Raw genomic sequence first — 12672 nt, forward strand, 5'->3', positions numbered from 1 at the left:
CAGGAGGCACGGCCCGATGACCCACCGCACGCCCCCGCTGTCCGTGGCCGAGCTGAGGTCCCAGGTCGAGGGCGGTGAGACCGACACCGTCCTCCTGGCCTTCACCGACATGCAGGGCCGCCTCCAGGGCAAGCGGTTCGCCGCCCGCTTCTTCCTCGACGAGGTCCTCGACCACGGCACCGAGGGCTGCGCCTACCTCCTCGCCGTGGACGCCGACATGAACACCGTCGACGGGTACGCCATGTCCTCCTGGGACAACGGCTACGGCGACTTCGCCCTCCACGGCGACCAGACCACGCTGCGCCGCCTCCCCTGGCACCCCGGCACCGTCATGATCACCGCCGACCTCGCCTGGCACGACAGCACGCCCGTCGCCGCCTCGCCCCGCCAGATACTGCGCCGCCAGCTCGACCGGCTCGCCGCCCGGGGCTGGCACGCCCTGGCGGGCACCGAGCTGGAGTTCATGGTCTTCACCGACACCTACGAGCACGCCTGGCGCTCGGGATACCGCGACCTCACGCCCGCCAACCAGTACAACGTGGACTACTCCGTGCTCGGCACCGGGCGGATCGAGCCGCTGCTGCGCCGCATCCGCACCGAGATGGCCGGCGCCGGCATGGTCGTGGAGTCCGCCAAGGGCGAGTGCAACCTCGGCCAGCACGAGATCGCCTTCCGGTACGCCGACGCCCTCACCACCTGCGACCAGCACGCCGTCTACAAGACCGGCGCCAAGGAGATCGCCGCCCAGGAGGGCGTCGCCCTCACCTTCATGGCCAAGTTCGACGAGCGCGAGGGGAACTCCTGCCACATCCACTTCTCGCTGCGCGACGAGGCCGACCGGCCGGTCTTCGCCGACCCCGCCGGGCCGTACTGCATGTCGGGCGTCATGCGCCACTTCCTGGCCGGCCAGCTCGCCGCCCTGCGGGAGCTGAGCCTGCTGTACGCCCCCCACATCAACTCCTACAAGCGCTTCCGCCCCGGCTCCTTCGCCCCCACCGCCGTCGTCTGGGGCCCGGACAACCGCACCTGCGCGCTGCGGATCGTCGGCCACGGCCCCTCCCTGCGGCTGGAGAACCGGCTGCCCGGCGGCGACGTCAACCCCTACCTCGCCGTCGCCGCGATGATCGCCGCGGGCCTCGACGGCGTCGAGCGGGAGCTCGAACTCCCCGACCCCTGCACCACCAACGCCTACGCGGGCGACGCCGAGCGGGTCCCCACCACCCTGCGCGAGGCCGCGGCGCTGTGGCGGGACAGCGCCCTGGCGCACGCCGCCTTCGGCGAGGACGTCGTCGCCCACTACCTCAACATGGCACGCGTGGAGCAGGACGCGCACGACACCGCCGTGACCGACTGGGAGCGGTTTCGTTCCTTCGAGCGCATGTGAACACGCCGGCAGACGTCGGCGGACCCCAGGAGACGACCCAAGGACGTGAGGACGCGCGTGCCCGCCGAGCCCCCGACCGACGCCCCCACCACCCACCCCGTGGCGCACGACGTCGTCAACCCCGCCACCGAGGAGGTCATCGCCACCGTCCGGTCGACCACGCCGGCGGAGGTGGACGCCGCCGTCCGCCGGGCGACGGCCGCGCAGCGACGCTGGGCCGCGCTCGCCCCCGCCGACCGGGCGCGGCTGCTGCGCCGCTTCGCCACCGCCGTCGACGGCGCCGTCGAGGAGCTGGCCGCGATCGAGCTGCGGGAGGCGGGGCACCCGCTGGCCGGCGCCCGCTGGGAGGCGGGCAACGTCCGCGACCTCCTCGACTACGCCGCGGGCGGCGTCGAACGACTCACCGGATACCAGATCCCGGTGGCCGGTGGCCTGGACGTCACCTTCCAGGAGCCGCTCGGCGTCGTCGCCGTCATCGCACCGTGGAACTTCCCCCTGCCGATCGCCGCCTGGGGCAGCGCCCCCGCGCTCGCCGCGGGCAACGCCGTGCTCCTCAAGCCCGCCGAGGCCACGCCGCTGTCCGCGCTGCGCCTGGCCGAGCTCGCGCTGGCCGCCGGCCTGCCCGAGGACCTCTTCCAGGTGCTGCCGGGTGCCGGCCCCGTCACCGGCGAGGCCCTCGTGGACCACCCCGGCGTCGCCAAGGTCGTCTTCACCGGCTCCACCGCCGTCGGCAAGCGGATCATGGCCCGCTGCGCCGCGGGCGTGAAGCGGCTCACCCTCGAACTGGGGGGCAAGAGCCCGAACATCGTCTTCGCCGACGCCGACCTGGAGCGCGCGGCCGCCACCGCGCCCGGCGCGTTCTGCGACAACGCCGGACAGGACTGCTGCGCCCGCAGTCGCGTCCTGGTCGAGCGCACCGTCTACGACCGCTTCCTCGCCCTGCTGGAGCCCGCGGTCCTCGCCGTGACCGTCGGCGACCCAGCCGACCCGGCCACCGCCATGGGCCCGCTGATCTCCGCCGCCCACCGCGACCGCGTCCGCGCCCACGTGCCGGAGACGACCCCGGCCGTCGTCCGTGGCACGGTGCCGACCGGGCCCGGGTACTGGTATCCGCCGACCGTGCTGGAGGCCCACGCGGCGCCCGCCCGCGCCGCGGCCGAGGAGATCTTCGGCCCCGTGGCCGTCGTCGCCCCCTTCGACGACGAGGCCGACGCCGTCCGCCAGGCCAACGCCACCGACTACGGCCTGTCCGGGTCGGTCTGGACACGGGACGCGGCGCGCGCCCTGCGGGTCGTCCGCGCGGTGGCCGCCGGCAACCTCTCGGTCAACTCCCACAGCAGCGTCCGCCACGCCACCCCGTTCGGTGGCTTCAAGCACTCGGGGCTCGGCCGCGAGCTTGGCCCCGACGCCCTGGCGGCCTTCACCGAGACCAAGAACGTCTTCATCGCCACCGAGGAGCGGTGAGGACGCCAGGCACCGTGGCACACCATCGACACGACAGGAGCAGGGATACACCGTGAGCGAGGACACCGTCGTCTGCCGCCGCCTCGTCGGGCGGACCGCCGTGGTCACGGGTGCCGGCAGCGGCATCGGCCTGGCCACCGCCCGCCGGCTGGCCGCCGAGGGCGCCCACGTGGTCGCCGCCGACGTGGACACCGAACGCGGGGAGGCCGCCGCCCGGGAGACCGGGGGCCTGTTCGTGGAGACCGACGTCACCGACCCCGACCAGGTCGACGCCCTCTTCCGCACGGCCCACGAGGCCTACGGGTCCGTCGACGTCGCCTTCAACAACGCCGGCATCTCGCCGCCCGAGGACGACTCGATCCTCACCACCGGGCTGGACGCCTGGCGCCGCGTCCAGGAGGTCAACCTCACCTCGGTGTACCTGTGTTGCCGCGCCGTCCTGCCGTACATGCGGCGGCAGGGCAGGGGATCGATCATCAACACCGCCTCGTTCGTCGCCGTGATGGGCGCGGCGACCTCCCAGATCAGCTACACGGCGTCCAAGGGCGGCGTCCTGGCCATGTCGCGGGAGCTGGGCGTGCAGTTCGCGCGCGAGGGCATCCGCGTCAACGCGCTGTGCCCCGGGCCGGTCAACACCCCGCTGCTGAAGGAGCTGTTCGCCGCCGACCCCGAGCGCGCGGCCCGCCGCCTGGTCCACGTGCCGACGGGACGCTTCGCCGAGCCGGAGGAGATCGCCGCCGCGGTCGCCTTCCTCGCGAGCGACGACGCCTCGTTCGTGAACGCGGCCGAGTTCCTCGTGGACGGCGGGATCGCGGGCGCGTACGTCACACCGCTGTAGGGTGTGGGGCCGGTTCGCGGGGACGACTCCCGCCGGGGAACTCCGTGGCCGGGCCCGGTTTCGGGGCGTGACGGGGCGCCCGTAGAGTGACTCGCGTCATGGCGGCCTTGGGGGTGTGTGGATGACCACCGAGCAGGAGGAGCGGCGCATGCCGCCGGAGCCCGCTGCCCCACCCCGCCCCGCCACGCCGCCACGGCCCGCGGCCTCGCCCGTCGCCGCGACGCCCCCCAAACCCGCCGCCCCTCCCCGGCCGACCGGACCCCCGAGGCCGGCCGCGCCGCCGAGACCCGCGGCCCCGCCACCGCCGGCGGCCGTGCCCCCCACGCCGTCCGCACCGTCCGCGCCCCCCGCCCCTCACGCCGACCCGCCTCCTGCCCCGTCCGCCACCGCCGCCCGTGCCGCGGCCCCTTCCCCCGGTCCCGTGCCCGACACCCCAGAGCCCTCGGCCGCCTCCCGGCCGCCCGCGCCCCCCGCCGCGTCCCCCACGACCCCGTCCCCCACGGCCCCGCCTCCGGCTCCGCCGCCCACCGTTGCGTCCTCGACCCCGCCCCGGCCCTCCCGCGTCCGCAGGACGATGCGGCTGGTGGCCCCGGTGGCCTGCCTGGTGCTGGGCGCCGGGCTGCTCGGCGGGGCGGCGGCCGGCTCCTGGCTGACCGACGACGGAGACGACGCCTCGGCCCTCGCGGCCTACGAGGAGGGCCGCTCACTGTGGCGCGAGGTCCCCGTCGACGAGCTGTTCCCCCCGGAGTTGACGGGCGAGAACGCCGGCCCCGGCGGCGCCGACCGCCGGTGGATACGCCTGGGCGTCGCCCCGGACAGCGGCTGCCGCGACGCCTTCGACCCGCTGCTGGCGGAGGTGCTCGCGACGGTCGGCTGCCACCGACTGGTGCGCGCCACCTACGCCGACGAGACCCAGACCAGCGTCACCACCGTGGGGCTGCTCTTCACCAGCGGTGAGGCGGCCGACATGACCGCCCTGCGGGAGCGGTTCCGCACCGAGGGGCTCGCGGAGCGCTCCGACCTGATGCCCCGCGCCCACGCCGTGCCCGGCACCGCGGCGCGGGACTTCGGCGACGAGCAGCGCGTGACGTGGACGGTGCGGGTGCTCACCGGCGTGCCCGTCGTGGTCTACGCCGTCACCGGCTTCGCCGACGGGCGCACCGACACCGAGCCGCAGCCCGCGCCCCAGGCGGTCCTGGAGGGCCAGGAGACGACGGTCGCGCTGTCGGGCCTCGGCCACGACGCCGACGGCGTCGCCGACCGTGTCCAGTCCGGACTCCTGCGCGCCGCCGACTCCACCGTCGAGGAGTCCACGGACCCGGGCGCCGACGCCGCCGCCGACTCCGACGCGGTCGAGGAGACCCCGTGAACCCGCGCACCACGCGGCGAACCGCCGCACCCCGACGGGCGCTGTCCGCGCTCCTGCCCACGACGCTCGCCCTCGCGCTCGCCGTCGGGCTCAGCCCCGGCGCCGCCCACGCCGACTCCATACGCGACCAGCAGCAGTGGGCCCTCGACGCCGTCAACGCGCCCGCGGCGTGGGAGACCGCCCGGGGAGAGGGCGTCACCGTGGCCGTCCTCGACACCGGAGTGGACGCCGACCACCCGGACCTGGCCGGATCGGTCCTCGAGGGCAGGGACTTCGTCGGCATGGGCGCCGAGCCCGGCGACGCCGAGTGGGCGGCCCACGGCACGGCCATGGCCGGCATCATCGCCGGACACGGCCACGGGGCGGGCCGGGGGGACGGCGTGATGGGCGTCGCGCCGGCCGCCCGGATCCTGCCGGTGCGGGTACTGCTGGAGGACGACGACCCCGAGCGGGAGCAGGCCCAGGACGCCCGCGGCGACGCGTTGGCCGACGGCATCCGCTGGGCGGCCGACCAGGGCGCCGACGTCATCAACCTCTCGCTCGGCGACGACAGCGCGTCGGCGCACGCCGACCCCGAGGAGGACGCCGCCGTCCGGTACGCGCTGCGCAAGGGAGCCGTCGTGGTCGCCTCGGCCGGCAACGGCGGCGAGGAGGGCGACCCGGTGTCCTATCCGGCCGGGTACCCGGGCGTCGTCGCCGTCACCGCCGTGGACCGCTCGGGAAGCCCCACCGACTTCTCCACCCGCCGCTGGTACGCCACGGTCAGCGCGCCGGGTGAGGACGTCATCGTGGTCGACCCCGACGGCGAGTACTACTCCGGCTGGGGCACCTCGGCCGCCGCCGCGTTCGTCTCGGGCGCCGCCGCCCTGCTGCTGTCGGCCCACCCCGACCTCACCCCGGCCGAGGTGAAGCGGCTGCTCGCCGAGACCGCGCAGAACCCGCCCGCCGGCGGGCGGGACGACGCGGTCGGGGCCGGCGTCGTCGACCCGGCGGCCGCGATCGACGCCGCCGCGGCCGTCACCGACCAGCCCGCCCCCGCCTCCCGGGCCCACGAGGGCGAGTACTTCGGCCCGGGGCCGCGACCCGAGGAGGGTGACGCCGGCGGTTCCTGGCTCGCACCCGTCGCGGCGGCGCTCGGCACGCTGCTCGTGGCCGCCGCCGCGGCCCTGTTCGTCCGGGTCCGGCGGCCCGCCGCCCTGGCGGCGCTCGCGGGCGCGCCGGGCGGGGAGACGCCGGCCATCCCCCGTCCTCCCGACCCTCCCGCCTCCCCGGCGGCGGGCTGAACCGGACCGGCGCCAGCCGAACCGGCCGGGGAAGAGCCGGGAGCTACGTGCCGGTCGTGGCGCCGGTGAGGGTGGCCACCGCCGCCCGCGCCGCGGCCTCGACCACCACGATGCCCTCCGCCTGCGTCGTGTGCCCGTCGGAGACGACGGCGAGCAGAACGGACCCGCCGTCGACCGTCACCCGGCCGATGCTGTTGACGTCCCACAGGCCGGTCTGACTGCGGGGCAGCCAGCCGTTCTTCAGCTCGAAGTCACCGTCGGAGGCCGCCGATATCCCCCAGCGCTGCTCCGCCGTGACCGAGCCCATCAGCTGCCGGAGGTAGGCCCGCGACTCCTCCGTGAGCGGGGAGTCGGGCCCGAAGACCGCGCGCAACAGGGCTATCTGGTCCAGGCTCGTGGTCTGCGTCAGCCCCCACGTCCCCCAGCCGCCCGACTGGGTCCGCGTCAGGCCCAGCCGCTCGTTGGCAGCGTTCAGGGCCGTCGGTCCGCCGAGCGTCAACCACAGCGCGTCGGTCGCGTCGTTGTCGCTGCGCTGGATCATCGCCTCGGCCAGCTCACGTTCCTCGGCGGTGAGGTCGCGGCCCTGGTCCTGCGCCTGGAGTAGCAGGGCGGCGAGCAGGTCCACCTTCACGATGCTGGCCGTGTCGAAACGCTCACCGCCGTAGCTGACGAGCTGTCCGCTCTCCATCGACAGCGCGGCGACCGACAGCCGCACCTCGGGGTCGGTCACCAGCGGGGCGAGGGCGGTGGCCAGCACGGAGTCCAACTCCGCCGAGCGCCGTCCCAGATCCGTCGGTTCCGTCGGCTCCGTCTCCGACCCGGACTCCTGATGGGGTGTCGGGGCGTTCTCCAGGGCGCCCGGCGAGGCCGCGTCGTCCGACGCGGCGGGCGGGGTCGCGACGGCCGCGTCCGGACCGGGGGCCGCCTGGTCCTCCCCGGCGGGAGTCGCCCCCTCCAGCCGTGCGACGTCGCCCGGGGCGACCACGGCCAGCAGCGCGGTGGCGAGCGCGGCGTTCACCACCAGGGCAGGCCGGATCCGCAGGGTCATGACTCCGCACGCTAGCTCGCACAGCTGAACGAGTCATCGGCCCGCGAATGACGAACACGTAACAGTCGGTGACGAATGCGCTCCAAAGGGGCGAGACGGGGACGCCCCGGCCGCCGCGAACGGCGCACCCGCCGGCGGATACCCTCGACGCGTGGCGCTGAAGAACATCCCCCAGCCGGCCTTCGCCGACGACGACGGCACGGCCGACCCCGAGGTGGCCAGGGCGCTGGCGGAGTACGCGCGCGACCCGTCCGCCGCCGAGCCGCGGCTGCTGGGGGCGCTCGCGCGCGCCCGGCTGCTCGTCCCCGTCGTGGCCGTGCTGGGAGAGTCGGAGACGGACCAGACCACGGGGCTGCGTCGCGAGAAGAGCAGCGAGATGGCGGTCCTCACGCTGACCGTACCCAGCGGCCGACGGGCCCTGCCCGTCTTCACCGCCATCGAGACCCTCTCCCGCTGGCGCGCCGACGCCCGGCCCGTGCCCGTCACCGCGGCGCAGGCGCTCAGGGCGGCCCTCCAGGAGCGGGCCGACACCGTCGTGGTGGACCTCGCCGGTCCCGTCACCTACGAGATCACCGGCCCCGCCCTCCGGGCCCTGGCCGACGGCGGCACCCCGCCGGCGGCCCGCCCGGCCGTCGCCGCGGCCGTGCGCGAGGTGCTCGGCGCCGAGCCCGCGGTGGTCGCGGCCCACCTGGTGCCGGGCGGGCAGACCGACGGCACGCTCGCGCTGCTCCTCGACGCTCCCTCCACCGCCGTCCGCGACGCCGGCGGTCCCGACGACGGCATGCGCGCCGTCGTCACCCGGCTGGCGCGGGCGCTCGCCGCCCACGAGACCCTCCGCTCCCACCTGGTGCGGGGCCTGGACCTCGCCGTGCTGCCCCCGGAGGGGCGGCTCCCCGACGAGCCCACCTACCGGCGCTGACCCCGGCCCGGCGGCGCCCGGCGGCGCCCGCCCGGGGCACGTCCCCCAGGCCCCGGGCGGCCCATGCGGCTTCGGTGTGTGCGATCGCGAGGCGCCGATCGCGGCTCGTACGTGGCCCCACCCGCGCGCCGCGGTCGACGCCCGGGAACGCCGCCCCCGGCTGGCGCGCCGGGGATGACGCGACGGCCTCCGGACGCCACCCGTCCGGCCCACCCGGCGTGCGCGCACCGCGTGCCCGCGCGGAGACTGCGGTGAGGCACGCCAGGCAAGCCACCACGGGAGGGCGCCATGGCCACCACGGAGCCCGGCGGGACCCCGGAAGGGCCCCGAGCCGGAACGTCACGAACCACCGGCCGCGGGGGCGGGTCCCCGGGCAGGAGGCTGACGGACCTTGAAGCACTCCAGGCCGATCCACAGCCCCTGGCCGCGGAGGGGCTCGGGACGTTCGCCCTGGTCTTCTTCGCTGTGGGCACCGCCGTCCTCGCCGCCGAGTACGTCGGCAGCTTCGGCATCGCCCTCGCGTTCGGCTTCACCCTCCTCGGCCTCGCCCACGCGATCGGCCCCGTCTCCGGCTGCCACCTCAACCCGGCCGTCACCCTGGGCATGCTGCTCACCGGACGCGTCACGACGGCGATCGCCGTCCGCTACTGGCTGGCCCAGCTCGTCGGCGCCGTCGCCGGGGCCGCCCTGCTCTACCTGCTCGCCAAGCAGGTGCCGGGCCTGCGCACCAGCGAGGCGTTCGGCAGCAACGGCTACGACGACCGATCGGCCGTCGACCTCTCCCTCGGGGGAGCCCTCCTGGCGGAGATCGTGCTCAGCACCCTGCTGGTGTTCGTCGTGCTCTGCGTCTCCCTGCCGGGCACCGGCGAGCCACGGTCCGCGCCCACCGTGCTGGTCGGCCTCGGCGGCCTGGCCTACGGCCTCACCCTCGCGGCGGTCCACCTCGTGGGGAACCCGCTCACCGGCACCGGCGTCAACCCGGCGCGGAGCATCGGGCCCGCGCTGTTCGCCGGAGGGGACGCGCTCGCGCAGCTGTGGCTGTTCGTGCTCGCCCCGCTGGTCGGCGCGGCCCTCGCGGTCATCGCCCACCGCCTCGTCCACGCCCATCCCACGCCGGCCCCGGCCGGGGAGGGCGGAATGGGCGGAAAGGGCGTCGTCTAGGGGCCACCCTCGCCGGCCCCCGGCGAGGCGGCCGACACACCCTGGCGGCTGCGGCGGCGCGCCCCGGCGCGGACCGGGCCCGTGAGCCGTTCGCCCGGCCCCTGACCCGGCGCGTCCGGCACGGCCGACGCCTCGCGGAACGCCCGCTGCAACGAGGCCAGGCCGTCCCGCAACGGACCCGCGTGGAGGGAGCCCACCTCGGGCGCGCCGGCCGTCACGAGCCCTGCCAGCGCGGTGATCAGCTTCCGCGCCTCGTCGAGGTCGGGGAGGGAGCCGCCCTCCCGGGCCTCGCCCGCCGCGTCGTCGTCGGCCAGGCCCAGCTGGACCGCCGCCGCGCTCATCAGGTGGACCGCCACCGTGGTGATCACCTCGGCCGCGGGCACCTCCGCGATGTCCCGCGCCAGGGCCGCCACCTCACCGGACTCGCTCATGGCCCCACCCTAGGATCGTTTCCGCCTCTCGCCCGGCGGACACGGCGGTAGCGCGGGTGCGGTACTCTGGAGGGTGACCGGCTGGGCCCACATGTGCCCGGCCCACAAGTGGAGGCTCCGGACTCCCACCTGACCGGCCCGCGAGGCCGGCGGGTCACTGGTCAGGCTGCGCCCCGCGGTGCCCGCGGCGGTGCTCCCGATCCGTTCAGGAGCCCCGCTCGTGTCCCGACCGGGGCGTTTCGCGTTCCGGCCCGGTGGTCGACAGGACACGTCCCGGCACGGCTGCCCGCCAGGCAACCGTGCGGCGCAACCGAGGAGGCCCCATCAGCGCCGAGCCCCGCATCAACGACCGGATTCGCGTCCCCGAAGTGCGACTCGTCGGTCCCAGCGGCGAGCAGGTCGGCATCGTGCCGCTCGCCAAGGCCCTGGAGCTTGCCCAGGAGTACGACCTGGACCTGGTCGAGGTCGCGGCGAACGCCCGACCTCCCGTCTGCAAGCTCATGGACTACGGGAAGTTCAAGTACGAGTCGGCCATGAAGGCCCGTGAGGCGCGCAAGAACCAGGCGCACACGGTCATCAAGGAGATGAAGCTCCGGCCGAAGATCGACCCGCACGACTATGACACCAAGAAGGGTCATGTCGTCCGGTTCCTCAAGCAGGGGGACAAGGTCAAGATCACGATCATGTTCCGCGGTCGTGAACAGTCCCGCCCCGAACTGGGCTACCGGCTGTTGCAGCGGCTCGCGGAGGACGTCCAGGAACTGGGCTTCGTGGAGTCCAACCCGAAGCAGGACGGGCGGAACATGATCATGGTTCTCGGCCCGCACAAGAAGAAGACCGAGGCGATGGCAGAGGCCAGGGAGGCGCAGGCCGCCCGCAAGGCCAGCCGTCAGCAGCAGGGCAGGGCGTCGGCCGAGTCCTGAAGGGCTCACCGGCGCTCATCGCCCCGCCGCGCACGCGGCACAGGGAACGAAAGACACCCGGCGCTCCACCCGCGCCCGACACGCGGGCTGGAGCGCCTCGGACGAGGAGAGTTGCGGCGACATGCCGAAGAACAAGACGCACAGCGGTGCCAGTAAGCGCTTCAAGATCACTGGCACTGGCAAGGTGATGCGCCAGCGCGCAGGTCGCCGTCACTACCTGGAGCACAAGCCGTCCACGCTCACCCGGCGCCTCGCTGGCAAGACGGAGACGGCTCCGGCCGACGCCAAGAGGATCAAGAAGCTTCTCGGCAAGTGATCCGGTAACCGACCGGGACCCCATCCGTTCCGGGCCGCGCGCACACCCCGCGGCCCCGCTACAAGGAGTACACACGTGGCACGCGTCAAGCGGGCGATGAACGCCCACAAGAAGCGCAGGGCGATCCTGGAACAGGCCAGCGGCTACCGCGGCCAGCGTTCCCGGCTGTACCGCAAGGCGAAGGAGCAGGTCACCCACTCGCTCGTCTACAACTACAACGACCGCAAGCGGCGCAAGGGTGACTTCCGGCAGCTGTGGATCCAGCGGATCAACGCCGCCGCCCGTTCGCACGGCATCACCTACAACCGCTTCATCCAGGGCCTGAAGGCCGCGGAGATCGAGGTGGACCGGAAGATGCTCGCCGAGCTCGCCGTCTCCGACCCGAACGCCTTCGCCGTGCTGGTCGAGACCGCGCAGAAGGCCCTGCCCAGCGACGTGAACGCGCCGAAGGCCGCGTGACGGCGCGCCCGCCAGGGGCTTGAGCCGACGGACCCGCGGGCCCACGATCCCGCGGGTCCGCCCCGTTTCCGCCCCCCTTCGGCCCGCACCCGCCCGCACCGCCTAGTCCCGCCCGTTCCCGCGCCGCCGTCGCCTCACGCGACGTCTCCGACGCCCCCCGTTCGACGTGCCGCACCGTGACCCGGAAGCGAGTCGCCCGCCCATGCCCCCCACCGTCGCGCTGACCTCCCCGCGATCGCCGCGCGTCGTCGCGGCGCGGCGTCTGGCCCGGCGCGCGTTCCGCGCCAAGCAGCAGCGGTTCCTCGCCGAGGGGCCGCAGGCCGTGCGCGAGGCGGGGGAGCGCCTCGTGGAGCTGTTCGCCACCCCCGAGGCGGCCGAGCGCCACGACGAGCTGCTCGCCGCCGTCCGCGCCGCGGGGACACCCGTCCACACCGCGACGCCCGAGGTCGTCGAGGGGATCTCCCAGACCGTGACGCCGCAGGGGCTGGTCGGCGTCTGCCGCTTCCTCGACCGCCCCCTCGCCGAGATCCTCGACGCGCGCCCCCGGCTCGTCGCCGTCCTGGCACACGTCCGGGACCCGGGCAACGCCGGCACCGTGCTCCGCTGCGCCGACGCCGCGGGCGCGGACGCCGTCATCCTCACCGACGCCTCCGTCGACCCGTACAACCCCAAGGCGGTCCGCGCCTCCGCCGGCAGCCTCTTCCACCTGCCCCTGGCCGTGGGCGTTCCCGTCGCGCGGGCGATCGAGGGCCTGTCCGCCGCCGGCCTGCGCGTGCTGGCGGCCGACGGACACGGCGAGCGGGAGCTCGACGCCGAACTCGACGCGGGCGCCATGGGCGGCCCCACCGCGTGGGTCTTCGGCAACGAGGCGCACGGGCTGCCGCGGGAGACCCTCGCCCTGGCCGACGCGGCCGTCCGCGTCCCGCTCCACGGGCGCGCCGAGAGCCTCAACCTCGCCACCGCCGCCGCCGTCTGCCTCTACGCCTCGGCCCGCGCCCAGCGCGCCCCCGGCGGCTGCCGGTCGACCGGAGCTCCCGTGGCCGCGCGGGGCCCCCGGTGACGGCGGTCCTAGTACGC

At 75.4% G+C, this 12672-nt stretch carries 13 protein-coding genes; 11 read left to right on the forward strand and 2 right to left on the reverse strand.

The genetic code is table 11. The annotated features are described in order from the left end of the window. The first annotated feature begins 16 nt into the window (after window positions 1-16). The 5 genes from ACTWP5_RS08115 to mycP all read left to right on the forward strand — a co-directional run bounded on the left by ACTWP5_RS08115 (window position 17) and on the right by mycP (window position 6338). Window positions 17-1384: a glutamine synthetase family protein gene (locus tag ACTWP5_RS08115; RefSeq protein ID WP_443220089.1), complete on the forward strand. Its 1368-nt coding sequence runs from the start codon at window positions 17-19 to the stop codon at window positions 1382-1384. Window positions 1385-1441: 57 nt separating this feature from the next. Continuing rightward, complete coding sequence (locus ACTWP5_RS08120) at window positions 1442-2848, forward strand: aldehyde dehydrogenase family protein (RefSeq protein ID WP_443220090.1); 1407 nt, start codon at window positions 1442-1444, stop codon at window positions 2846-2848. Window positions 2849-2900: 52 nt separating this feature from the next. Then, the gene (locus ACTWP5_RS08125; protein ID WP_443220091.1) at window positions 2901-3686 is read left to right on the forward strand and encodes a 3-oxoacyl-ACP reductase; all 786 of its coding nucleotides are present in this window, start codon (window positions 2901-2903) and stop codon (window positions 3684-3686) included. A 574-nt stretch (window positions 3687-4260) separates the two neighbouring features. After that, the gene (locus tag ACTWP5_RS08130; protein WP_443220092.1) at window positions 4261-5055 is read left to right on the forward strand and encodes a hypothetical protein; all 795 of its coding nucleotides are present in this window, start codon (window positions 4261-4263) and stop codon (window positions 5053-5055) included. Continuing rightward, window positions 5052-6338, forward strand: a complete 1287-nt coding sequence (gene mycP / locus ACTWP5_RS08135) for a type VII secretion-associated serine protease mycosin (protein ID WP_443220093.1) — start codon at window positions 5052-5054, stop codon at window positions 6336-6338. Before ACTWP5_RS08130 ends, mycP begins: the two co-directional genes overlap by 4 nt. A 43-nt stretch (window positions 6339-6381) precedes the next feature. On the opposite strand, the gene ACTWP5_RS08140 is transcribed toward mycP, so the two are convergent. Beyond that, window positions 6382-7386, reverse strand: coding sequence for a serine hydrolase (locus ACTWP5_RS08140; RefSeq protein ID WP_443220094.1), 1005 nt, complete (start codon window positions 7384-7386; stop codon window positions 6382-6384). Window positions 7387-7537: 151 nt separating this feature from the next. Here ACTWP5_RS08140 and ACTWP5_RS08145 point away from each other — a divergent pair, with 151 nt between their 5' ends. After that, complete coding sequence (locus tag ACTWP5_RS08145) at window positions 7538-8305, forward strand: SseB family protein (protein WP_443220095.1); 768 nt, start codon at window positions 7538-7540, stop codon at window positions 8303-8305. A 288-nt stretch (window positions 8306-8593) separates the two neighbouring features. Then, on the forward strand, window positions 8594-9466 hold the full coding sequence (locus ACTWP5_RS08150) for an aquaporin (protein WP_443220096.1): 873 nt from the start codon (window positions 8594-8596) through the stop codon (window positions 9464-9466). On the opposite strand, the gene ACTWP5_RS08155 is transcribed toward ACTWP5_RS08150, so the two are convergent. Beyond that, window positions 9463-9897: a DUF1844 domain-containing protein gene (locus ACTWP5_RS08155; protein WP_443220097.1), complete on the reverse strand. Its 435-nt coding sequence runs from the start codon at window positions 9895-9897 to the stop codon at window positions 9463-9465. The genes ACTWP5_RS08150 and ACTWP5_RS08155 overlap by 4 nt on opposite strands. Window positions 9898-10196: 299 nt before the next feature. On the opposite strand from ACTWP5_RS08155, the gene infC reads away from it, so the two are divergent. The 4 genes from infC (at window position 10197) to ACTWP5_RS08175 (ending at window position 12655) form a co-directional block, all read left to right on the forward strand. After that, the gene (infC, locus tag ACTWP5_RS08160) at window positions 10197-10820 is read left to right on the forward strand and encodes a translation initiation factor IF-3 (protein ID WP_443220098.1); all 624 of its coding nucleotides are present in this window, start codon (window positions 10197-10199) and stop codon (window positions 10818-10820) included. Between the two features lie 121 nt (window positions 10821-10941). Next, entirely contained in the window at window positions 10942-11136 is a 195-nt protein-coding gene (gene rpmI, locus ACTWP5_RS08165; RefSeq protein ID WP_443220099.1) for a 50S ribosomal protein L35, read from the forward strand. 75 nt (window positions 11137-11211) lie between these two features. Further along, window positions 11212-11595: a 50S ribosomal protein L20 gene (gene rplT, locus ACTWP5_RS08170; protein ID WP_443220100.1), complete on the forward strand. Its 384-nt coding sequence runs from the start codon at window positions 11212-11214 to the stop codon at window positions 11593-11595. Window positions 11596-11797: 202 nt separating this feature from the next. Further along, window positions 11798-12655 carry a TrmH family RNA methyltransferase gene (locus tag ACTWP5_RS08175; RefSeq protein ID WP_443220101.1) on the forward strand — a complete coding sequence of 286 codons (858 nt, stop codon included), beginning with the start codon at window positions 11798-11800 and terminating at the stop codon, window positions 12653-12655. The last annotated feature ends 17 nt before the right edge of the window (window positions 12656-12672 follow it).

The sequence above is a fragment of the Streptomyces sp. 4N509B genome, from assembly GCF_052245655.1.
Lineage (GTDB): Bacteria > Actinomycetota > Actinomycetes > Streptomycetales > Streptomycetaceae > Streptomyces.

Excerpts from the sequence above, each read along its gene's own strand:
- ACTWP5_RS08155 (WP_443220097.1), bottom strand. The coding sequence starts at position 9,897 with ATGAGCGAGTCCGGTGAGGTGGCGGCCCTGGCGCGGGACATCGCGGAG.
- rpmI (WP_443220099.1), top strand. The coding sequence starts at position 10,942 with ATGCCGAAGAACAAGACGCACAGCGGTGCCAGTAAGCGCTTCAAGATC.
- ACTWP5_RS08140 (WP_443220094.1), bottom strand. The coding sequence starts at position 7,386 with ATGACCCTGCGGATCCGGCCTGCCCTGGTGGTGAACGCCGCGCTCGCC.
- ACTWP5_RS08150 (WP_443220096.1), top strand. The coding sequence starts at position 8,594 with ATGGCCACCACGGAGCCCGGCGGGACCCCGGAAGGGCCCCGAGCCGGA.
- ACTWP5_RS08115 (WP_443220089.1), top strand. The coding sequence starts at position 17 with ATGACCCACCGCACGCCCCCGCTGTCCGTGGCCGAGCTGAGGTCCCAG.
- ACTWP5_RS08130 (WP_443220092.1), top strand. The coding sequence starts at position 4,261 with ATGCGGCTGGTGGCCCCGGTGGCCTGCCTGGTGCTGGGCGCCGGGCTG.
- ACTWP5_RS08175 (WP_443220101.1), top strand. The coding sequence starts at position 11,798 with ATGCCCCCCACCGTCGCGCTGACCTCCCCGCGATCGCCGCGCGTCGTC.